20 protein-coding genes are annotated in these 21,531 nt (G+C 65.2%); 12 read left to right on the top strand and 8 right to left on the bottom strand.

What is annotated here, in order from left to right; all coding sequences use genetic code 11:
- Positions 1 to 131: 131 nt before the first annotated feature.
- The 3 genes from AAE027_RS35400 to AAE027_RS35390 all read left to right on the top strand — a co-directional run bounded on the left by AAE027_RS35400 (position 132) and on the right by AAE027_RS35390 (position 1,892).
- Positions 132 to 1,160, top strand: a complete 1,029-nt coding sequence (locus tag AAE027_RS35400) for a peptidoglycan -binding protein (protein ID WP_370990528.1) — start codon at positions 132 to 134, stop codon at positions 1,158 to 1,160.
- Entirely contained in the window at positions 1,160 to 1,606 is a 447-nt protein-coding gene (locus AAE027_RS35395) for a GNAT family N-acetyltransferase (RefSeq protein WP_370990527.1), read from the top strand. Before AAE027_RS35400 ends, AAE027_RS35395 begins: the two co-directional genes overlap by 1 nt.
- A 79-nt stretch (positions 1,607 to 1,685) precedes the next feature.
- Positions 1,686 to 1,892 carry a hypothetical protein gene (locus AAE027_RS35390; protein ID WP_370990526.1) on the top strand — a complete coding sequence of 69 codons (207 nt, stop codon included), beginning with the start codon at positions 1,686 to 1,688 and terminating at the stop codon, positions 1,890 to 1,892.
- Positions 1,893 to 2,086: 194 nt separating this feature from the next.
- Here the strand turns inward: AAE027_RS35390 and AAE027_RS35385 are convergent, their stop codons facing one another.
- The gene (locus tag AAE027_RS35385; RefSeq protein WP_370990525.1) at positions 2,087 to 3,946 is read right to left on the bottom strand and encodes an ABC transporter ATP-binding protein/permease; all 1,860 of its coding nucleotides are present in this window, start codon (positions 3,944 to 3,946) and stop codon (positions 2,087 to 2,089) included.
- Between the two features lie 197 nt (positions 3,947 to 4,143).
- On the opposite strand from AAE027_RS35385, the gene rpmE reads away from it, so the two are divergent.
- Positions 4,144 to 4,371 (top strand): 50S ribosomal protein L31, encoded by a 228-nt coding sequence (rpmE, locus tag AAE027_RS35380; protein ID WP_025034016.1) that lies wholly within the window; start codon positions 4,144 to 4,146, stop codon positions 4,369 to 4,371.
- Between the two features lie 163 nt (positions 4,372 to 4,534).
- Here rpmE and rcdA read toward each other — a convergent pair whose 3' ends face one another.
- Positions 4,535 to 5,044, bottom strand: coding sequence for a protease adaptor protein RcdA (gene rcdA / locus AAE027_RS35375; protein ID WP_091881399.1), 510 nt, complete (start codon positions 5,042 to 5,044; stop codon positions 4,535 to 4,537).
- Positions 5,045 to 5,552: 508 nt separating this feature from the next.
- Positions 5,553 to 5,744, bottom strand: coding sequence for a DUF1192 domain-containing protein (locus AAE027_RS35370; RefSeq protein WP_128945104.1), 192 nt, complete (start codon positions 5,742 to 5,744; stop codon positions 5,553 to 5,555).
- Positions 5,745 to 5,854: 110 nt separating this feature from the next.
- Here AAE027_RS35370 and AAE027_RS35365 point away from each other — a divergent pair, with 110 nt between their 5' ends.
- Positions 5,855 to 6,853, top strand: coding sequence for an NAD(P)H-quinone oxidoreductase (locus tag AAE027_RS35365; RefSeq protein WP_370990524.1), 999 nt, complete (start codon positions 5,855 to 5,857; stop codon positions 6,851 to 6,853).
- Between the two features lie 140 nt (positions 6,854 to 6,993).
- The gene (locus AAE027_RS35360) at positions 6,994 to 9,870 is read left to right on the top strand and encodes an EAL domain-containing protein (protein ID WP_176945377.1); all 2,877 of its coding nucleotides are present in this window, start codon (positions 6,994 to 6,996) and stop codon (positions 9,868 to 9,870) included.
- A 183-nt stretch (positions 9,871 to 10,053) separates the two neighbouring features.
- Here the strand turns inward: AAE027_RS35360 and AAE027_RS35355 are convergent, their stop codons facing one another.
- The gene (locus AAE027_RS35355) at positions 10,054 to 10,317 is read right to left on the bottom strand and encodes a DUF7662 domain-containing protein (protein WP_370990523.1); all 264 of its coding nucleotides are present in this window, start codon (positions 10,315 to 10,317) and stop codon (positions 10,054 to 10,056) included.
- Positions 10,318 to 10,459: 142 nt separating this feature from the next.
- Between AAE027_RS35355 and AAE027_RS35350 the strand changes: the two genes are divergently transcribed.
- Entirely contained in the window at positions 10,460 to 11,956 is a 1,497-nt protein-coding gene (locus AAE027_RS35350) for a sensor domain-containing diguanylate cyclase (protein ID WP_370990522.1), read from the top strand.
- 202 nt (positions 11,957 to 12,158) lie between these two features.
- Here the strand turns inward: AAE027_RS35350 and AAE027_RS35345 are convergent, their stop codons facing one another.
- Complete coding sequence (locus AAE027_RS35345) at positions 12,159 to 13,034, bottom strand: UTP--glucose-1-phosphate uridylyltransferase (RefSeq protein ID WP_091881382.1); 876 nt, start codon at positions 13,032 to 13,034, stop codon at positions 12,159 to 12,161.
- A 200-nt stretch (positions 13,035 to 13,234) separates the two neighbouring features.
- Between AAE027_RS35345 and AAE027_RS35340 the strand changes: the two genes are divergently transcribed.
- Both AAE027_RS35340 and AAE027_RS35335 read left to right on the top strand, forming a co-directional pair.
- A complete protein-coding gene (locus tag AAE027_RS35340) occupies positions 13,235 to 14,620 on the top strand; it encodes a lytic murein transglycosylase (RefSeq protein WP_370990553.1) in 1,386 nt (461 codons plus the stop codon).
- A gap of 169 nt (positions 14,621 to 14,789) precedes the next feature.
- The gene (locus tag AAE027_RS35335) at positions 14,790 to 16,487 is read left to right on the top strand and encodes an SGNH/GDSL hydrolase family protein (protein WP_370990521.1); all 1,698 of its coding nucleotides are present in this window, start codon (positions 14,790 to 14,792) and stop codon (positions 16,485 to 16,487) included.
- Positions 16,488 to 16,557: 70 nt separating this feature from the next.
- On the opposite strand, the gene AAE027_RS35330 is transcribed toward AAE027_RS35335, so the two are convergent.
- Positions 16,558 to 16,932 carry a CsbD family protein gene (locus tag AAE027_RS35330; protein ID WP_091881369.1) on the bottom strand — a complete coding sequence of 125 codons (375 nt, stop codon included), beginning with the start codon at positions 16,930 to 16,932 and terminating at the stop codon, positions 16,558 to 16,560.
- Between the two features lie 152 nt (positions 16,933 to 17,084).
- Positions 17,085 to 17,819: an SDR family NAD(P)-dependent oxidoreductase gene (locus AAE027_RS35325; protein ID WP_370990520.1), complete on the bottom strand. Its 735-nt coding sequence runs from the start codon at positions 17,817 to 17,819 to the stop codon at positions 17,085 to 17,087.
- A 96-nt stretch (positions 17,820 to 17,915) separates the two neighbouring features.
- On the opposite strand from AAE027_RS35325, the gene AAE027_RS35320 reads away from it, so the two are divergent.
- Positions 17,916 to 18,695, top strand: a complete 780-nt coding sequence (locus AAE027_RS35320; RefSeq protein ID WP_370990519.1) for an SDR family NAD(P)-dependent oxidoreductase — start codon at positions 17,916 to 17,918, stop codon at positions 18,693 to 18,695.
- A gap of 97 nt (positions 18,696 to 18,792) precedes the next feature.
- Positions 18,793 to 19,680, top strand: a complete 888-nt coding sequence (locus AAE027_RS35315) for a TauD/TfdA dioxygenase family protein (RefSeq protein WP_370990518.1) — start codon at positions 18,793 to 18,795, stop codon at positions 19,678 to 19,680.
- A gap of 173 nt (positions 19,681 to 19,853) precedes the next feature.
- On the opposite strand, the gene AAE027_RS35310 is transcribed toward AAE027_RS35315, so the two are convergent.
- Complete coding sequence (locus AAE027_RS35310; protein ID WP_091881355.1) at positions 19,854 to 20,498, bottom strand: YqgE/AlgH family protein; 645 nt, start codon at positions 20,496 to 20,498, stop codon at positions 19,854 to 19,856.
- 141 nt (positions 20,499 to 20,639) lie between these two features.
- Between AAE027_RS35310 and AAE027_RS35305 the strand changes: the two genes are divergently transcribed.
- Complete coding sequence (locus AAE027_RS35305) at positions 20,640 to 21,482, top strand: protein-disulfide reductase DsbD domain-containing protein (protein WP_370990517.1); 843 nt, start codon at positions 20,640 to 20,642, stop codon at positions 21,480 to 21,482.
- Positions 21,483 to 21,531: the final 49 nt, after the last annotated feature.

Raw genomic sequence — 21,531 nt, 5'->3', positions numbered from 1 at the left:
CGGACGCGATGCAGCACGAAGTGATGCGTCGCTGATCCGGGGTCCATTCGACGAGTGATTCTGGGTCCCGGCTCTGCGCAGCAGCGTTTTACGCTGCAGCGCGTCCGGGACACAAGAGAACGGAGACGATCATGGCTCTTGCCCGCGGCCGCCGCAATGAAGGCGCCTTCAACTACTGGCCCGGCTTCGTCGACGCGCTGTCGACGCTGGTGTTGTCGATCGTGTTTCTGCTGTCGGTGTTTTTGGTCGTGCAGTTCTTCCTGTCGCAGGAGGTGACCGGCAAGGACAAGGCGCTGGAGCAGCTCAACGCCAAGATCGCGCAGCTCAACGAGCTCTTGTCGCTGGAGAAGCTCGGCAAGCTCTCGCTCGACGATCAGGTCTCGCAACTGCGGGCCGGCCTTGCCTCGGCCGAATCCGAGCGCGACCGCATGAAGGGCCTCTATGAAGGTCTCGCCAATGCCGGCAGCGACGCGCAAGGCAAGACCGCCGAGCTCGGCAAGGCACTGGACTCCGAGAAAGCGGTCTCGGCGCGGGCGCTGGCGCAGATCGAGGTGCTGAACCAGCAGATCAGCGCGCTCAGGCGGCAATTGGCGGCGCTGGAAGAGGCGCTGGATGCCTCCGAGAAGCGCGACAAGGAATCGCAGAACCGGATCGCCGATCTCGGCTCGCGCCTGAACGTGGCGCTGGCGCAGCGCGTACAGGAATTGTCGCGCTACCGCTCGGAGTTCTTCGGCCGCCTGCGCGCCATCCTCGGCAACCGCCCCGACATCCGTATCGTCGGCGACCGCTTCGTGTTCCAGTCCGAAGTGTTCTTCGACACCGGACAGGCGACCTTGCTGCCCGAGGGTCGCGCCGAGCTCGACACCTTGGCGACCGCGCTGATCGACCTCGACAAGAAGATCCCGACCGAGATTCCCTGGGTGCTGCGCGTCGATGGCCATACCGACGTGCGCCCGGTCAACGGCCCGAACTTCAAGTCGAACTGGGACCTGTCCGCCGCCCGCTCCATCTCGGTGGTGCAATACCTGATCTCGCTCGGCGTGCCCGCCCAGCGCCTCGTCGCCGCCGGTTTTGGTGAATTCCAGCCGCTCGATACCGGCAACACGGAAGAGGCCTACAAGCGCAACCGCCGCATCGAGCTGAAGCTGACGGAGCGGTAGTGAGCGCCCTCCATCTCCGCCCCTACCGACCCGAGGACGAAGCGGCCGCGATCGACCTCTGGCATCGCACCTGGCAGCAGGCCTATCCGCAGATCGACTTCGCCGCCCGCCTCGATTGGTGGCGCGAGCGCTGGCGCAAGGACCTGGTGCCGAAGGCGTCCATCGTCGTCGCCGAACAGGAGGGTACCCTCACCGGCTTCGTCACCATCGACGGTGACGGCTATCTCGACCAGCTCGTGGTCGATCCCGCCCATTGGGGCTCGGACGCAGCAAGGCTGCTGGTGGATGAGGCCAAGCGCCTGTCTCCGACTGGAGTCACGCTGCTCGTCAACAAGGACAACGCCCGCGCCATCCGCTTCTACGAACGCAACGGCTTTGCCCATGCTGGCGATGACGTGAACCCGACCTCGGGGCGGCCGGTGCTGAAGATGGCGTGGCGGGCGTGAGGCGTGTCACGCTTGGATCCTGCGACGTCCGTTAGTCGTTGTAGCTAGAGCAGCGACGACAAGCGGACGGAGACGATCGATGAAGCTGCGCGATCTGGCCAAGGGTTCCTCGGTCTTTCTGGGCGTCATCGTCGCCGGATATCTATCGACGACCTATGTCGACCAGCGCTTTGCGACGCAACTCGATACGAGCGGCCCTGCAGCATCGGCCTGCGTCGGCGAGGACGGCAGCTGGAAGAACTGGCCGTGGGCGAATGTGCCGACGCTCTCGCCGAAGTGCCGGTAATGTCTGCTGGACGCTCACCCAGTTGTGGCGCGAAGCTCTCTCCAGACGTCATTGCGAGGAGCTCTTGCGACGAAGCAATCCAGAGTCTCTCCGCGGAGACATTCTGGATTGCTTCGCTTCGCTCGCAATGACGAGATTGTAGAACGTGCTCGCAACACTCTCACTGTCGCGATTTTGGCAACGTTCCGAACGCCTCACGCCCCCTCGAACTGCAACCTCGCCAGCCGCGCATAGAGGCCGTTCGCGGCGACCAGCTCGGCATGCGTGCCCTGTTCGACGATCCTGCCCTGATCCATCACCAGGATGCGGTCGCAGGACAGCACGGTAGCGAGGCGATGTGCGATCACCAGCGTGGTGCGGTGGCGCATCAGCTCTTCCAGCGCGGTCTGCACCAGCGTCTCGCTTTCGGCATCGAGCGCGGAGGTGGCTTCATCGAGCAGCAGCAGCGGCGCATCGCGCAAGATGGCGCGGGCGATGGCGATGCGCTGGCGCTGGCCGCCGGAGAGCGTCACACCGCGCTCGCCGAGCGCTGTCTCGAAGCCTTCGGGCAGGCGGCGGATGAACTCGGCGGCATGCGCGAGCTCGGCGGCCCGCTCGACCTCGGCATCAGTGGCATCGGGACGACCGAACCGGATGTTCTCGCGAGCGGATGCCGCGAACACCACAGATTCCTGCGGCACCAGCGCGATGCGAGCGCGGACATCGCGCGGGTCGGCGGACCTGACCGGCACGCCATCGAGCGCGATCGCGCCGCTGCGCGGATCGTAGAAGCGCAGCAGCAGATGAAGGATGGTGCTCTTGCCGGCGCCGGAGGGGCCGACGATCGCAACCTTCTCGCCGGGGCGCACGGTGAACGACACCGCGTCAAGCACCTTGACATCGGGCCGCGCCGGATAGGCGAAGCTGACCCGATCGAACCCGACCTCGCCGCGCGGCGGCACCGGCAGTGCGCGCGGCGACGCAGGCGCGGTGATCTCAGGACTGACATGCAAGATCTCGAACAGGCGCTCGGCCGCGCCCGAGGCCGCCGATACCTCGCCCCAGACCTCGCTGAGCTGGCCGAGGCCCGCCGCGGCGAACACCGCATAAAGCACGAACTGACCGAGCCGGCCCGGCGTGATCGCACCGGTGAGCACGTCATGCGAGCCGATCCAGAGGATCGCGACCACGCTTGCGAATACGATGAAGATGATGATGGCGGTGAGCACGGCGCGGGCCTGGGTCGAGGTACGCGCCGCCTCATAGGCCTGCTCGACATTGCCGCCGAAGCGCTTTTCGGCGAACTGCTCGCTGGTATAGGCCTGCACGGTGCGGATCGCGCCGACCAGCTCGCCCGCATAGGCGGAGGCGTCGGCGAGCGTGTCCTGCGCATTGCGCGACAGCCGCCGCACCCAGCGTCCGAACGCCACCAGCGGCAGCACGATCAAGGGTATCGCCAGCAGCACGAAGCCCGACAATTTCGGGCTGGTGATCACCATCATCGCGGCGGCGCCAAGGAACATCATGAGATTGCGCAGCGCGATCGACACCGAGGCGCCGACGGCGGATTTGATCTGGGTGGTGTCGGCGGTGAGACGCGAGATCAGCTCGCCGCTGCGCGCGGAGTCGAAGAAGGTCGGCGAGAGCGACAACAGGTGGCCGAAGACGTCGCGCCTGAGGTCGGCGACGATGCGCTCGCCGATCGTCATCACGAGGTAGTAGCGCGCGGCGCTCGCCATCGCGAGCACGGCGACCACCGCGAGCATTACCGAGAAGTAGCTGTTGATCAGCTCGATGCCCTCGGGCGTCAGGCCGAAATCAATCATCCGGCGCACCGCGACCGGCACCAGCAGCGTGGTCAGTGCCGCGATCGTCAGCGCGACGAAGGCCAGTGCGGCGCGGCCGCGATAGCGGCTCACATAAGGCGCGAGCGCGAGCAGCGGCCGGAGTTTGGCGCGGCCCTTGGCGGGCTGCTCGATCAGATCGGCCTCGATCGACGGGGTATCGGCGGAATTCACTTGGGAATTCATTTCAGGCTGAACATACTGTTCATCAAGCCGTTCCACTGCGCTCATGAGATCCGACCCATTGCATTCGTTTGCTCCCAATAGGCTGGTGCAACGGGAGTGGCAAATCCGGGATGTCCCTTAGGGGCAAGCCCGGTTCACCAGCCGGCATATGGCTTGTTTTGCGGGGGTTCGTGAGGTATAGAGCCGGCCAAATCCGTCATTCGCTAGCCACCCAAGAGGCGCCCGGGCGCCGAGGAATTGCCATGAAAGCCGAAATTCACCCGAACTATCATACGATTAAGGTCGTCATGACCGACGGAACCGAGTACCTGACCCGCTCGACCTGGGGCAAGGAAGGCGACACGCTGAACCTCGACATCGACCCGAAATCGCACCCGGCCTGGACCGGCGGCAACGCCCAGATCATGGACCGCGGCGGCCGCGTCTCGCGCTTCCAGAAGAAGTTTTCGGGCTTCCTCAAAAAGGATTGATCCGGCCGCAAGGCTGCGACGAAAAACGCCCCTGGGAGACCAGGGGCGTTTTAGTTTTGGGGGCCGTCATTGCGAGGAGCTCTTGCGACGAAGCAATCTAGGCTGTCTCCGCGGAGGGATTCTGGATTGCTTCGCTTCGCTCGCAATGACGCGGGCGGAGACTCTACCGCTCGAACGCGGCCTTCAGCGCGTTCAGGTGCGGCACCAGCGGGTTGCCGATCGGGACGTGCTCGGCCGGCGGGGTGTGGATGGTGGTGTCGAGACGGCGGACGCGGGTCTGAAGGCTCATCGAGCGGTGGATCAGATCCTGGAGCTGCGAGGGCAGCTTCTCGATGGTGTCGGCGGGGCCGGGATCGGCGGCGGAGAGCTTGACCTTGGTCTTCTCGCGATTGGCCTGGCTCAGTGTCATCTCGCCTTCCTTCACCGCGCGGTGCAGCAGCAGCCACGAGGCGAGCTGCATCAGGCGCGTGGTGAGACGCATGCTTTCGGTCGCATAAGTCAGGCTGACGGCACGATCGAGTGCCTTGGCCTCCGTGCGGCCGGCGCCGTCGAGATAGGCGGCGGTTTCCTCGACGAGGTCCATGCCCTCGCGGAACAGGACGCTGAACGCCGCAGAATTGGTGAACCGCTCGCTGAGTTGAACGAGAGCGCCGTCGGCCTGCAAACGTTCCATGGTTAACGCCCCTTACGCAACTGTCTGACTCTCCGGCTTGGCGCCGGCTTATGATGAACAAATCATTGCGCGCTGGGAGCGCGGAGTCCAGCGACAAGCGCGGATATGGTTTCCGCGGGTCATTGCCAGCAATTCAACCGCAAGGAGACGCAAAAAGCGAGGTGGAGGCAAAAAAAGAGCCGCCGGAGACCGGCGGCTTTGAAAGTTGATAACAGGGAGGCGTCAAACAGAGTGGACAGGAGCCACTCGGTGTCCAAACGAGGACGGTTCCAGTCATAAACCCGAAAGCTTAATCGACCGTAAACGAGCTAAATTTTTGAGAGTTCGTTAGCCATCTCGGCCAGTGGCCGAGTGTGCGGGGGAACAAACTCTCCACGTCGTCCCGGCGAAGGCCGGGACCCATAACCACAGGGAGTGGTTGTCGCGCGAGCTGGTAACTCCGAGTCTTCGCCAAACTGCTTGCACGGAGTATGGGTCCCGGCCTTCGCCGGGACGACGGCTGTGGCAACTACGACTTGAAAAAACTGTTCGCCGCATCGCGCGAGGCGCGCTTCTTGGTGGCGGCTTCTTCCAATCTTGCGATCTCGGTTTTCAGAAGCGTCACGCGCTCGGTCAGCTCCTCCACCGACAATAGTGAGAGATCCTGTCCGATTTCATGGCTGATCTTCTTGCGCGGGCGGTCGTCGTCTTCCGTCGGCATCGTCGTTCCTCCTGCGTTCGCGCGATCTAGCAGGCCGAGGTTGCCAGCTTGGAGCGCGCTGGCTAAGCAATGGCCTCATTCCATCCCGCACCTTTGCTCAAGGACACATCATGGACAAGCTGCCCGCGCAAATGACCGTGGTCGCCATCTCCCGGCACGGCGGACCGGAGGTGCTGGTGCCGGAACAACGCACCGTGCCGCAGCCCGGGCCCGACGAGATCCTGGTCAAGGTCGAGGCCGCCGGCGTCAACCGGCCCGACGTCGCGCAGCGCTCCGGCGCCTATCCGCCGCCGCCCGGCGCCAGCGACCTGCCGGGCCTGGAGATTGCCGGCGAAGTGGTGGCCGTGGGCAGCAATGCCAAGCGGCACAAGATCGGCGACAAGGTGATGTCGCTCGTCGCCGGCGGCGGCTATGCGCAGTACTGCATCGCCCAGGACGCCCAGGCCATGAGCGTGCCGCCGGCGCTGTCGATCAAGGAAGCCGGCGCGCTGCCGGAAACCCTGATGACGGTCTGGCACAACGTGTTCGAGCGCGGCGGTCTCAAGGCCGGCGAGACGCTGCTGATCCATGGCGGCTCCTCAGGCATCGGCACCATGGCGATCCAGCTTGCCAAAGCGTTCGGCGCGAAGGTGTTCGTTACGGTGGGATCGCAGGACAAGATCGATGCCTGCCTCAAGCTGGGTGCCGACCGCGCCATCAACTACAAGAGCGAAGACTTCGTCGCCGTGGTCAAGGAAGAGACCAACAAGGTCGGCGTCAATCTGATCCTCGACATGGTCGCCGGCGACTATGTCGATCGCAACTATGATGCCGCCGCGGTCGACGGCCGCATCGTCCAGATCGCGACGCTCAACGGGCCGAAGGTCAACGTCAACATTGCCAAGGTGATGGTGAAGCGCCTGACCCATACCGGCTCGACGCTGCGGCCCCGTAGTAATGCGGACAAGGCGGCGATGGTGGCCGCGATTGAGGCGAAAGTGATGCCGCTTTTGCGTGAAGGCCGCATCAAGCCGCTGATGGACAGCACTTTCCCGCTGGAAAAGGCAGCCGACGCCCACCGGCGCATGGAGACCAGCGCACATATTGGCAAAATTGTGTTGGAGGTGTAGGCCGCCGGCCCACAGGGACAGGGCGGAAACCCTTTGATTTTCCTCGCTTTCGTGGCATCTATCGCGACGCACCGAACCCGTTCCGTCCGGTCTGAAATCGCCTTGCACTCGAAGTTTGCGTCGAACGCGGAGAACTGACCTTGCGTCTGCTCAGGTGCCTCGCGCCCATCGCGCTGGGCCTCATGATGCTCGTTGCCGCGTCCCCTGCACGCGCGCTCGACGCTGTCAGCGTTCGCAGTGACGCGCCCGCGATCGACCTCACCGGCGTGCTCGAGCATCAGCGCAGCGACGCCGATCGCATCCAGGTCTCGACCGCGCCCGGCACCGACGGCATCGTCCGCCGCATCGAGGTGCGCGCCCGCGAAGGTGGCCAGAACTGGGTGGTGTTCGCGCTCGCCAACAACACCGACGACCAGCTCGACCGCCTGATCGTCGCCCCGCATTACCGCATCGTCTCCTCAGGGCTGCTGTGGCCCGACCTCGGCCTGTCGCGTATCGCCACCATCACGCCTTCGATCGGCGACCGGCCCGAACGTCAGGAAAGCGCAACCGCCGACGTCTTCCGCATCACGCTCGATCCGGGAGCCGTTGTCACCTTCGTCGCCGAGCTGCGCACCGACAAGCTGCCGCAGCTCTATCTGTGGGAGCCGGAAGCCTACAAGGACAAGGTCAACTCCTTCACGCTCTATCAGGGCATCGTGATCGGCATCTCCGGCTTGCTCGCACTGGTACTGACCATCCTGTTCGTGGTGAAGGGCAGCATCATGTTTCCGGCAGCCGCGGCGCTGGCCTGGGCGGTGCTGGTCTATATCGGCGTCGATTTCGGCTTCTGGGGCAAGGTGCTCGACATGTCGAACAACGCCGAGCGCATCTGGCGCGCGGCCGGTGAAGCGATCCTGGCGGCGACGCTATTGGTGTTCCTGTTTGCCTATCTCAATTTGAGCCGCTGGCATGTGCGCTATTCGCATATCACCGTGGGCTGGCTGGCGTTCCTCGGCTCGCTCGTCGCGCTGGCGCTGTTCGATCCCGCGGTGGCCTCCGGCATCGCGCGCATCTCGCTGGTGCTGATCGCCTTCGCCGGCTTCGCGCTGATCGTCTATCTCTCCACCCATGGCTTCGACCGCGCGGTGCTGCTGATTCCGACCTGGTTCCTGCTGGTGGTGTGGGTGGTCGCGGCCGGCATGACGGTCGCCGGCTCCGTCACCAACGACATCGTCGGCCCGGCCCTGCTTGGCGGCCTCGTGCTGATCGTGATGCTGATCGGCTTCACGGTGATGCAGCATGCCTTCGCCGGCGGCGGCGCCTCGACCGGCGTCGTCTCCGACATCGAGCGGCGCGCACTGGCGCTGGCCGGCTCCGGCGATCTGATCTGGGACTGGGACGTATCCGCCGACAAAGTCTTCACCAGCCCCGAGACCGAAGCCCTGCTCGGCCTCAAGCGCGGCACGCTGGAGGGGCCGGCCGCGTCCTGGCTCGAAGTACTGCATCCGCTCGACCAGGACCGTTTCCGCGCCGCGCTCGACAGCGTGCTCGACCAGCGCCGCGGCCGCCTGGTGCAGGATTTCCGCCTGCGCACCCCGGACGGCCACTTCATGTGGTTCGCGCTGAAGGCGCGCCCGGTGGTCGGGTCGGACGGCGAGGTCTCGCGCGTGGTCGGCACCCTCACCGACGTCACCGAGCTGCGCAATGCGGAAGAACGTCTGCTGCACGATTCCGTGCATGACAACCTCACCGGCCTGCCCAACCGCAAACTGTTCATGGACCGGCTGGGTGCGGTGGCGCATTTCGCCAAGACCATGCCGACGCTGCGGCCGACGCTGATGGTGATCGACCTCGACCGCTTCAAGCAGGTCAACGATTCCGTCGGCATCGCGGTCGGCGATTCCATCCTGCTGACGCTCGCCCGCCGCCTCACCCGCATCCTGAAGCCGCAGGACACGCTGGCCCGGCTCGCCGGTGACCAGTTCGGCCTGATCCTGCTGTCGGAGCAGGACCCTGCCCGCATCACCGCCTTCGCCGAGACCATCCGCAAGACCATCCGCGCGCCGATCGCGTTCAACGACCGCGAGATATTCCTCACGGCTTCGATCGGCCTCGCCTTGTCTGATCCGCAGACCCAACTGACGGATGAGATCATCAAGGACGCCGAGCTTGCGATGTATCACTCCAAGCGCATCGGCGGCGATCGCATCGACGTCTACAAGCCGGCGATGCGTGCGCGGAAGACCGACCGGCTGACGCTGGAGAGCGAATTGCGCCGCGCCATCGAGCGGAAGGAGATCACGATCCTGTACCAGCCGATCGTGCGGCTGGAGGATCGTTCGATCGCGGGCTTCGAGGCCTTGGCGCGCTGGGACCATCCGAAGCTCGGGCGCATGGCGCCGTCGGAATTCATCACCATCGCAGAAGAGACTGGGCTGATCGTCGACCTCGGCATGTTCGTGCTCGACCAGACCGCAAAGCAGCTCGCGGTGTGGCAGCGCGCGATGCGCTCGCGCGAGCCGATCTTCGCCTCCGTCAACGTGTCGTCGCGGCAATTGCTGCGCCACGATCTGATCCACGACATCCGCACCGTGCTGTCACGCTCCTCGGTGGCGCGCGGCACGCTCAAGCTGGAACTGACGGAATCGCTGGTGATGGAGAATCCGGAGCACGCAGCGCAAATGCTGACGCGGATCCGCGAGCTCGGCACCGGGCTCTCGCTCGACGATTTCGGCACCGGCCATTCCTCGCTGGCCTATCTGCAGCGCTTCCCGTTCGACACCATCAAGATCGACCAGTCGTTCGTGCGCACCACCAGCCGCGGCACCCGCCCGGTGATTCTGAAATCGATCATCGCGCTCGCGCACGATCTCGGCATGGACGTGGTGGCCGAGGGCGCCGAGACCGATTCCGACGCGGTCGAGCTCTACCAGATGGGCTGCGAATACGCCCAAGGCTTCGCCTTCGGCGAGCCGATGGACGCGGATGCCGCGATGCGGCTACTCACGGAAGTGCGGCTGGAAGCGGCGAGCTAGGCTCTCTTACCCTCTCCTGGAGGGGGAGGGTCGATCGCGCGGAGCGCGAGCGGGGTGGGGTGATCTCTCCACTCGGGCACTGCATCGGTGGAGAGACCGTCACCCCACCCCGACTCACATTTCGCTGCGCTCAATGTGAGCCGACCCTCCCCCTCCAGGGGAGGGTGACAGCGTGCCGCCGCACTATCGCCGCCGGTCGCTCTTCTGCTTCTTGAACCGCACGCTCTGGCCGTCGGGCATGCGCGTCGCCACGAAGCCGGCGGCGAGGCAGGCTTCGCGTTGCGGCATCTGGATGTCGGGGCTGCGCAGGCTGTCCCACCAGGAGGCGCGATGCGCCGCGCGCGGCAGGGCCGCGCCGATGATCTCCTCGATCTGCTCGAAGCTCAGCACCAACTCGTCCTGCTTCTGCCGCATCAAATAGTCGCGCAACGCGCCGTAGTCGTTCACAATCGTCCTCTCGTCCCGCTTGCATGAGGCTGCCCAAAACCGTGCGCCGCATAAACCGATTCTTAACTCATTGCGGCAGCGCCGTCCCGCCTTAAACACTACTCAAGCTTTCGGGCGCATCCACTAGGATCGGGAGCGAGCGATGCTGTCTGGATGGCGCGAAGTCACGGCCCGCCGGCCGTGGCGGATTTCGGCGAAGCTGCTGATCATCTCGTCGGTGGTGACGGTGATCGGCTTCTCCGCCATTTGCGTCAACGTGATGCTGGACATGCGCCGCGGCGAGGAGGCGCTCGCCCGCCAGACGCTGGAGAATTTGGCGACGACCATCGAGTCCGACGTCAACCGCAACATCGAGATCTACGACCTGTCACTGAAGGCGGTCGCCAGCAGCATGTTGCTGCCGGAGCTCGCAACGGTGTCGAAGCCGATCCGTCAACTGATCCTGTTCGACCATGCGATAACCGCCAAGCATTTCGGCGCCATCCAGGTGTTCGACACCGAGGGCCGGCTGACCATCGACGCTTCCACGCTCGATCCGCTGCCGGAGGTCAGGAGCGAGGAGGACTATTTCAGGGTTCATCGCGACAGCCCCGACATCGGGCTCTTCATCAGCCGTCCGATGCTGTTTCGCGGCGCCTATTCCATCGTGCTGAGCCGGCGCATCAGCGATACCGACGGCGGCTTCATGGGCGTCGTCGCCGGCTCGATCCGGTTCAGCTATTTCCACGAATTGTTCGAGCGGCTGAACCTCGACCGCGACGACACCATCACCGTGCTGAAGCGCGACCGCACCATCATGATGCGGCGGCCGTTCGATCTCGAAATCATCGGCAGGAATTTGAACGAGCGCCAGAACTGGAAGGCCGACAATCTCAAGGCCGGCGGATCCTACGCCGGCCAGGGTCCGGTGGACCCGACCCCGCGTCTCTACGTGCGCAGCACCAGCACAGGTCCGATGTTCGTGGTGGCAGGCAAGCCGCTGACCGCCGTGTTCGAGCTCTGGCAGAGGGAGGCCTATCGCATCGGCGCCGTGGTGCTAGCGCTGATCCTGTTCATGCTGGCCTCGACGCTGGTGCTCGCGCGCGAGATCGGCCGGCGCGCCGAGGCCGAGGGCAAGCTCGAGGAGATGGCGACGACGGACGCGCTCACCGGCCTGAAGAACCGTCGCAAGTTCGATTCCGTCATCGACGTCGAATGGCGCCGCGCCATGCGCCAGAAGACGCCGGTCGCGCTGTTGATGATCGATGCCGATCACTTCAAGGCCTACAACGACACGTTCGGCCATCAGGCTGGCGACCAGGTGCTGGTCGGCATCGCCATCTGCATCTCCGACGCGGTGAGCCGCGCCGGCGACTGCGCCGCGCGCTATGGTGGCGAGGAATTCGCCGTGCTGCTGCCGAACATTTCGGCCACCGACGCCTTCAAGGTCGCCGAGACGATTCGCCTCAAGGTGCAGGGCTGGTCCGACGATCAGGCGAGCACGACGGTCTCCTGCGGCATCGCCAGCCTCGTCCCCACCGCCGGCATGGACCCGTCGATCCTGGTCGCCGCCGCCGACAAGGCGCTCTATGCCGCGAAAGCCGGCGGGCGCAATCAGTCGGTGGTCGCGAGCCTGCCGCAGCTGTCGCTGGTGGCGTGAGGCGACTGTCATCGGCGGCGAGTAGCGTGCCTAATTCTCGTGTCGTCCTGGCCTAGTGCGCAATTGCGCACGAGGGGCCAGGACCCATTGCCCCAAGAAGGAGTCGTGGCGCGAGCTGATCACCACGCGTCTTCGCCAAACGCCGTCTTGGGGTAATGGGTCCTGGATCGGCGCTGCGCTTGTCCAGGACGACGCGGAGCAGCTACTGCCCCAGATACTTTTTCATCTCGGCGATCAGCCCATCGCGCAGCTCCGGGCGCTTCATGCCGTAGGCGATGTTGGCGCGGAGGAAGCCTGGCTTGGAGCCGCAATCGTGGCGTTCGCCCTCGAACTCGACGCCGTAGAATTTTTGCGACTTGGCGAGGCCGATCATGGCGTCGGTGAGCTGGATCTCGCCGCCGGCGCCGCGCTCCTGGGTTTCCAGGATCTTGAAGATCTCCGGCTGGAGGATGTAGCGACCGGTGATCGAGAGGTTGGAGGGCGCAGTGCCCTTGGCCGGCTTCTCGACCATGCCGTCGACCTCGAACATCTTGCCGGTGCGTTTGCCGACGCCGCAGATGCCGTATTGATGGGTGAGATGGTCGGGCACCGCCTCGACCGCGACCAAATTGGATTTCTCGCCGAGCGAAGCCGCCATCTCGATCATCTGCTTCAGGCAGCCGGGCGTGTTGAGCACGAGCTCGTCCGGCAGCACGACCGCGAACGGCTCGTTGCCGACGATGTCGCGCGCGCACCAGACCGCGTGACCGAGGCCGAGCGGCGCTTGCTGGCGGGTGAAGCTGACGGCGCCGGCATCGGGCTGGTTCTGCGCCAGGATCTCCTGCTCGCCCTTCTTGCCGCGCGCAGCCAGCGTCGCATCGAGCTCGAACATCCGGTCGAAATGATCCTCGATGACATTCTTGTTGCGGCCGGTGACGAAGATGAAGTGCTCGATGCCGGCCTCCCTCGCCTCGTCATAGACGTACTGGATCAGCGGCTTGTCGACGATGGTCAGCATTTCCTTCGGCATCGCCTTGGTGGCGGGCAGGACGCGGGTGCCGAGGCCGGCGACGGGGAATACGGCTTTGCGAATTTTCATGGGATCGATCGAATACCTGAGGACGTGAACGGAGCAATGGCATCTTGCTAGCCTGTTTGCAGCCGCCAACAAAGGCGGATGTGGGGCCTCGCCCCGTCAGAGTTAAGAAAAACGCCGTCACCAAAATTTCACCTTTGTTAAGCTATTGGCAACGCCTACCAGGCCTCCTGATGGCGGAATTTCAGGCCGACGGGTGGGAGATGATGCAATCAGTGGCACGACTGGCAGGACGGGTTGGCTCCGTGACCGCCGCGACGATGATTGCGGCGGCCTTGCTGCTGCCGGCTTGCGCGCACGCGCAAGCGCAGAACGGCCTCTCCAATCTGTTCGGCGGCATCTTCTCCGGCCCCAATCCCGCCCCCTCGCAGGCCCCGCCCGGCAATGGCGGTGCGCAACCTTGGAGCGGCGAGGACGGCGCCTCCGGCCATCCGCTGATGACGGCGGCCGCGATCCGCGAGGCCGCCGGCAATTTCAACAATTGCGTCGCCGCGATGTGGCCCGATGCCGCACGGCGCGGCATCACGCAGGAGAATTTCCAGCGCTTCACGGCCGGGCTCTCACCCGACCTACGCATCATGGACCTCATGGATTCGCAGCCGGAGTTCACCAAGTCGATCTGGGACTATCTCGACATCCTCGTGAACGACAACCGCCTCGCCAGGGGCCGCGAGATCCTCGCCACATACAAGGCGCAGTTCGACGCCACCGAAAAGGCCACCGGCGTCGACCGCTACATCATCGCCTCGATCTGGGGCATCGAATCCAACTACTCGACGCAGATGGGAGACCGCAGCGTGCTGCAATCGACCGCGACGCTCGCCTGCATCGGACGTCGCCAGGCCTATTTCAAGGACGAATTCCTCTCCGCGCTGGAGATCCTCAACCGCGGCGATCTCAGGCCTGAGCAGATGCGCGGCTCCTGGGCCGGCGCCTTCGGCCCGACCCAGTTCATGCCGACCGCGTTCAAGCGCTTTGCCGTCGACGGCGACGGCGACGGCCGGCGCGACGTCGTCGACAATCCCACCGACCTGATCGCATCCACCGCCAACAATCTGAAGAAGGACGGCTGGCAGGCCGGCCAGACCTGGGGCTTTGAAGTCGTTGTGCCGGAGGGATTCAACTACATGCTGGCCGATCGCGCCAAGGCGATGACGATCGCGCAGTGGGAGAAGCTCGGGCTCAAGCGTCCGAACAACCAGTCCTTCCCGCATCCGGCGGAGAAGGCGTATCTGCTCGCGCCGGCCGGCGCGCAGGGACCGGGCTTCCTGATGCTGCAGAATTACCGCGTCATCATGAAGTACAACCCGGCCGAGGCCTATGCGCTGGCGATCGGCCATTTCGCCGACCGCCTGCGCGGGGGGCAGCCCTTCGTGCAGCCCTGGCCGCGCCAGGAGCGGGAGCTGTCGCGTACCGAGCGGCTGGAACTGCAGCAGCTGCTGGCCCAGCGCGGCTTTTACAAGGGCACCCCGGATGGCCAGTTCGGCGGCCAGACCCGGGAGGCCCTGCGCAACTTCCAGGCCTCGATCGGGGTGCCCGCCGACGGATTTGCGTCGTCCGAAGTGCTGGACCGGCTGCGCGGGCGGTAAATCGCGCCGAAAGTAACCCTGAACAGGGATTTTGGCAGGCAGCCTTGACCTGGGTGACTGTTCCCCGGTGTATGGCGGAAGAATCTGCGAGAGAATCTGCCCGTTTGGCGCCTGATTCCGTTATTATATCCAAGCCACTTCCAATTCTGTTGCGCGTGTCCGAGATCGCATGTCGAAGAAGTCCCTGTTCAAGGCGCTGACCGAGACCGGCCCGCTGATCGCGCTGGGGACGGCGCTTGCGATCCTGGTGTCGGTCGCGGGCCCGGCCTCGGCGCAGTTCTTCAACTTCCCCGGCTTCGGCGGCCCGCCGCAGCGCGCGGCCCCGCCGCCACCACGCGGCGGCGGTGGAGGTGGCTGGTTCGGCGGCGACTTCTTCGCACCATTCCAGCAGCAACAGCCGCAGGCGCCGCGCCAGGATTTTTCGCGCGCGCCGGCGCCCGCCAAGCGCGACACCGTCCCCGACAAGAACGTGCTGGTGATCGGCGACGCCATGGCCGACTGGCTCGCCTATGGTCTCGAGGACGCCTACACCGAGCAGCCCGACATGGGCGTGATCCGAAAGCACAAGACCACCTCGGGCTTGATCAAGTACCAGCCGAAGGGTGAGCCCTCGGATTGGGCGGCTGCGGCGAAAGGCATCCTCGAAACCGAAAAGCCCGAAATCATCGTCGTCATGCTCGGCCTCAACGACCGCATCGCGATCCGCGAGCCTGCGGCCGACAAGTCGGACAAGGCTTCTGACAAGGACAAGAAGAACGACAAGGGCGCGCGCGGCAAGCCAGCGGGCAAGCCCGGCGATGCCAAGCCCGACGCCGCCGCCAAGCCTGAGGACAAACCCGCAGCGGATCCTGACCTGCCGCAGGATGATGCCGACAACGCCGATACGCCGGCGGCCGCCGCGCCGGAGAAGACGGCGCGCAATCCGAATGGTCTCTACGAATTCCGCGACGAGCGCTGGATCGAGCTCTACGGCAAGAAGATCGAGGAGCTGGCCAACGTCCTCAAGGCCAAGGGCGTTCCGGTGCTCTGGGTCGGCCTACCCGCCATCCGCGGGCAGAAGGGCACGGCGGACATGCTATTCCTGGATTCGCTGTACCGTGAAGGCGCAGCCAAGGCCGGCATCACCTATGTCGATGTCTGGGACGGTTTTGTCGATGAAGCCGGCCGCTTCCTTCAGAAGGGTCCTGACTTCGAGGGCCAGATTCGCCAGCTCCGCAGCTCTGATGGCGTCTATTTCACAAAACCCGGCGCGCGCAAGCTCGCGCACTATGTCGAGCGCGAGATCACGCGCCTGCTTGCGGGCCGCTCCGGCCCGATCGCGCTGCCGAGCGAGCCGGCGACGCCCGACACCAGCGCCGAGCCCGGCAAGCCCGCGCCGCGGCCGCTGGCCGGCCCGATCGTTCCGCTGGTTGCGGCCTCGATCTCGACCGATCAATTGCTGGGCGGGCCGGGCTCGCGTCCCGCCGCCGTCGATGCGCTCGCTGCGAAGACGATGGTGAAAGGCGAGCCGCTGACCGCTCCGGCCGGCCGTGCCGATGATTATGCCTGGCCGCGCCGCGAAGTCGGCCGCGAGCAGGCCAAGGGCGATACGCCGATGGCGGCGACGACGCCTGAGAGCAGCGTTGCTCACGGCTCACCGGGAGCGGCCGCCGCGGTCGCGCCGCCAAAACTCGCGCCGAAGAAGCCGCAGCTCCCGCCGCAGCAGCCGGCACAGGCAGCGCCGTCATTCCGGGATTTCTTCGGCTTCGGCTCGCCGCAGCCACCGCGTCAACTGGCGCCGCCCCCAGGCCCCCGCAATCCGAATCTGAACCCCGCGATCCCGCGGCCGCCGGGTAATGTCGGGCGATCGGCCGAAATGTTCCGGTAATTTTTCTCTTTTGATTTGAGATGTCATTCCGGAGCGCGTAGCGCGCGCCCCGGAATGATTGGCTTGGCTGTTAGCCGTAATAGCGCCAGCGCGGCGGCGGGCGGCGCGCGGGGCGCGACATCAGAAGCGCGAGCGCGAAGCCGATGCCGCCGGCAATCAGCAGCGCGCCGAGCGGGTTGTCATGCACCTTCCGCGCAATCGCCTGCGAGCCGTCGCGGAACGTATCGCCGCTCGCCTCATAGGCATCCTTGGCGTAGCTGGTCGCCGTGTCTGCGGCTTCGCGCGCTGCGTCCTTCGCCTGGCCGTATAGATTCTGCACTGTCCCCGCGGCTTCCCGTGCCTTGCCTGAGGCCTGCGTTTTTGCGTCTCCCGCCATCTCGCCCACGGTGCCTTCCACGCCGCCCGCCATTTCCTTGGCTGATCCAATGATCCGATCCGCGTCCATGATAATCCTCCTCGGTGATCAGCCGAAGTAACCGATCAGAAGCAGCGCAGTTCCTTGCGCTTAAGAAAGTGTAGGACGCGTAGCCCGGGTGAGCGCAGCGATACCCGGGAACGGCGCAAGCAAAGTCCCGGATGTCGCTTCGCTCATCCAGGCTACAAGATTAGGCCGCCATCGACGACCAACGTCTGGCCGACGATGTAGGACGACAATGGCGAAGCCAGGAACAGCGCCGCGCCCGCCATGTCGGCCGGCGTGCCCAATCGCCGCAGCGGAATGCGCGCCAGCGCGCCTTCGAGCCGCTTGGGATTGTCGGTGGTTACCTTCGTCATCTTGGTGTCGACGAGCCCGGGCGCGATGCCGTTGACGCGGATGCCGTCCTCGGCCCAGGCCTCGCCCAGCGTGCGCGTCAATCCGACCGCGCCGGTCTTCGAGGCGTTGTAGGCTGGATTGCCCATGGTGGAATGATAGGCCGCGGTCGAGGACACCATGATCAGCGAGCCCTTCCCATCCCGCAGCATGGAATGAAACCGCGTCGCGCACGCCATCAGGCTCATCAGGTTGACCTCGACGACCTTGCGGAAACCCGCCATCTCGAATTCGCCGCGGCGATAGATCACTGCGCCCTGCGCGAGCACCAGGATGTCGAGCCGTTCGAAGGGCGGTTTGAACGCTTCGATCGCACCGGCATCGCTGACGTCGAGCTGCGCGTAGGCAAGACCCGTGAGATCGGAGCCTTCCTCGATGGAATATTCCGCAGGCCGAGCACGCGTGCCGCAAACCGCGACATGCGCACCCCTGGCGAGAAAGGCCTGCGCGATGCCGTTGCCGATGCCGCTGGAACCGCCGACCACCAGCACCTGCTTGCCTGAGAAATCGAGCTCGTTCATTGCGGCCTCCCTCTTGTTTTGCTTGTTTGACCTGTCTGCGGATCGATGCCAGCCTTGTCAATCATAACAAGAACAAGCAGGGCGCGAGGAAGCAGCATGTCTGAATTCAAACAGCTCAGCCGGTCCGTGAAGGGACTGACCGTCCTCCTCACCGGCGCAGCCAGCGGCATGGGACGCGCAACCGCGCGCGTGTTCGCCGCTGAGGGTGCGAACGTCGCCGTCACCGATTATGACGAGCGCGGCGCCGATGCGGTCGCCAAGGAGATCTCGGCAAGCAGCGGGACAGCGAAGGCGTGGAAGCTCGATGTTGCCGATGCCGGCGAGATCAAGCGCGTGGTCGGCGATGTCGCGGCGCATTTCGGCGGGCTCGACATCGTCGTCAACAATGCCGGCATCTCGGTGCGTGTCGCGATCGACGACGAGACCTATGAGGACGCATGGGCCAAGGGCCTCGCCGTGATGTTGACGGCGCATCCGCGCGTCATCCGCGCCGCGCTGCCGCATTTGCGCAAGTCGAAGAGCCCGCGCATCGTCAACATCGCCTCGACCGAGGCGCTCGGCGCCACTGCATTGCATAGCCCCTATTCGGCGGCGAAGGGCGGCGTCGCGAGCCTCACCCGTTCGCTTGCGGTGGAGCTCGGCCGAGAGGGCATCACCGTCAACTGCATCTGTCCCGGTCCGATCCGCACGGCAATCACCGATCGCATCTCCGAGGAGCACAAGACGATCTACGCCAAGCGCCGCACTGCGCTCGGCCGTTACGGCGATCCTGAAGAGGTTGCGCATATGACGCTCAGCCTGTGCCTGCCGGCCGCCTCTTTCCTCACCGGCGCGGTGATCCCTGTCGACGGCGGGCTGATGGCGCGCAACGCGTGAGAGCCATGCGCGCGGCGCGTTGACATCGCCGGACGCGGGAGTCATTTTTTTCGCAACCGGAGCGGGGAAACCGCTCGCAGATGCGGGAGAAAACGCCATGACGATCGCCATCCGGCAGCTTCAGAAGCATTTCGTCGGTGAGGTGTCGGGCCTCGACCTGCGAAAGCCGCTCACGCCGGAGGAGGCGCGCGAGGTCGAATCCGCCATGGACAAATACGCGGTGCTGGTCTTCCACGATCAGGACATCACCGACGAGCAGCAGATGGCGTTCGCGCTGAATTTCGGCCAGCGCGAGGATGCGCGCGGCGGCACCGTTACCAAGGAGAAGGACTATCGGCTGCAGTCCGGGCTGAACGATGTCTCGAATCTCGGCAAGGACGGCAAGCCGCTGGCGAAGGACAGCCGCGCGCATCTGTTCAACCTCGGCAATTGCCTGTGGCATTCCGACAGCTCGTTCCGCCCGATTCCGGCAAAGTTCTCGCTGCTGTCCGCGCGCGTGGTGAACCCGAAGGGCGGCAACACCGAATTCGCCGACATGCGCGCCGCCTATGACGCGCTCGACGACGAGACCAAGGCGGAGATCGAGGACCTCGTCTGCGAGCACTCGCTGATGTATTCGCGCGGATCGCTCGGCTTCACCGAATATACCGACGACGAGAAGGAGATGTTCAAGCCGGTGCTGCAGCGTCTGGTGCGCACGCACCCCGTGCATCGCCGCAAATCGCTGTATCTCTCATCGCATGCCGGCAAGATCGTCGGCATGAGCGTGCCGGAGGGCCGGCTGCTGCTGCGCGATCTGAACGAGCACGCGACGCAAGCAGAGTTCGTCTACGTCCACAAATGGAAGCTGCATGATCTCGTGATGTGGGACAACCGCCAGACCATGCACCGCGTCCGCCGCTACGACCAGTCGCAACCGCGCGACATGCGCCGCGCGACGGTGGCCGGCACCGAGCCGACGGTGCAGCAGCAGGCGGCGGAGTAGGATCTACTCCGCAACCGGTGTCATCGCCCGGCTTGACCGGGCGATCCAGTACACCGAGATGGTTGTGATAGAGCCGATACGCCGCGGCGTACTGGATGCCCCGGTCAAGCCAGGTCAAGCCGGGGCATGACAGCGGAGGATGAGGCGCGACACCGCGAGGATGCCGCGCCAAGCTACGCGTGCCCGGCCTCGTTGGAGAGCATGCCGGGATCGATGCCGATCTTCTGCAAGGCGCGGTTGTATTTGTCGTCGACGTCGTCGCCGAAGATCAAGTCAGTGTCGGCGTCGCAATGCAGCCAGCCATTGCTCTGGATCTCGGTCTCGAGCTGACCCGGCGCCCAGCCGGCATAGCCGAGCGCGAGGATGGCGTGCTTGGGGCCGGAGCCGTTGGCGATCGCGCGCAGGATGTCGACGGTCGCGGTGAGGCACACGCCCTCGTCGATCCGCAGCGTCGCGTTCTCAATGTAGAAGTCGCTGGAATGCAGCACGAAGCCACGCCCGGTGTCGACCGGGCCGCCGCGCAGCACTTTCATGCTTTCGGCATTTTCCGGCAGCTTGATGTGCTCGCCCTTCTTGATGATGCCGAGCTGCATCAGGAGCTCGGGGAAGTCGATGGAGCCGGCGGGGTGATTGACGATGATGCCCATCGCGCCTTCGGCAGAATGGGCACAGAGATAGATCACGGAGCGCTCGAAACGGGGATCGCCCATCACGGGCATCGCAATCAGGAGCCGGCCGTCGAGATAGCCGGCCGAATTGGGGAGCGCGGGGCCTGCGCTGCGGGTGCTCTCGCCCGTCCTTTTGCCTGTAGGAGCCATGGTGAAGCACTCCGGGTTCAATTCCTATCCTGATGTCGGGCCCGACGGCTGTCAAATCAAGGCTTGCAGAGACTTGATTCAGATGCATCCATCACAAGCAATTCAATGGTTTGCCCCGGGGCCACCCTGTAAAGACGTGCCATGTCCAGCATAGTTCCCTTGCGTGCGGCGATTGGCGTCGCGACAACCCTGCTTGCGTCGTCGCTGGCCATCGCAGCCCGTGCCGACGACGCTTCGCCCTGGCAACGCGACGGACATTCCGCAGTGCGGCTGGTCGCGGGGTCACGCAGCGGCGCCGTCCTGCTTGGCGGTATCGCCTTCCAGCTCCAGCCAGGCTGGAAGACCTACTGGCGTACGCCCGGCGACTCCGGCGTTCCGCCGCGGTTCGACTTCTCCAAGTCGGACAATGTCGAGGCGGTGACGGTCATGTGGCCGGCGCCGCTGAAGTTCGACGACGGCGCGGGCGGTCATTCGATCGGCTATCGCGACCAGATCGTGCTGCCCCTGCGCATCGTCGCCAAGGCCGCCGACAAGCCGGTGACCTTGCGCGCCGAGATCAACTATGCCGTGTGCGAGAAGCTCTGCATCCCCGTCGAGGCCCGCGCCGAGCTTGGCTTCAACAGCGTCGCCTCAACCGAGGACGCCAATCTGCGCGCAGCGCTCGACACCGTCCCCAAACCCGCCAATATCGGCGACCCCAACCCGCTCACCATCCGCGACGTCAAGCGTGACGGCGCCACCAAGGTGGTCGTCGACGTGGTCGCGCCGGCGGACGCGCGCAACGTCAATCTGTTCGTGGAAGGGCCGACGCCCGATTGGGCGCTGCCGATTCCGGCCCCGGTCCAGCCCAGCCCGGCAGATGTAAAGCGATTCTCCTTCGAGCTCGAGGGGCTGCCGCCGGGCGCCAAGCCCGACGGTGCGGCGCTGAAGTTCACGCTGATCGGGCCGGACAAGTCGTACGAGTTCAATACGAATTTGGAGTAGCGGCGTGCCCCCCCCGGGGGGCCCTGGTGGACGGCGCGCGGGCGCCCAC

The sequence above is a fragment of the Bradyrhizobium sp. DN3 genome (assembly GCF_041357655.1).
GTDB lineage: Bacteria > Pseudomonadota > Alphaproteobacteria > Rhizobiales > Xanthobacteraceae > Bradyrhizobium.
This window is presented reverse-complemented; position numbering and strand designations above follow the sequence as displayed.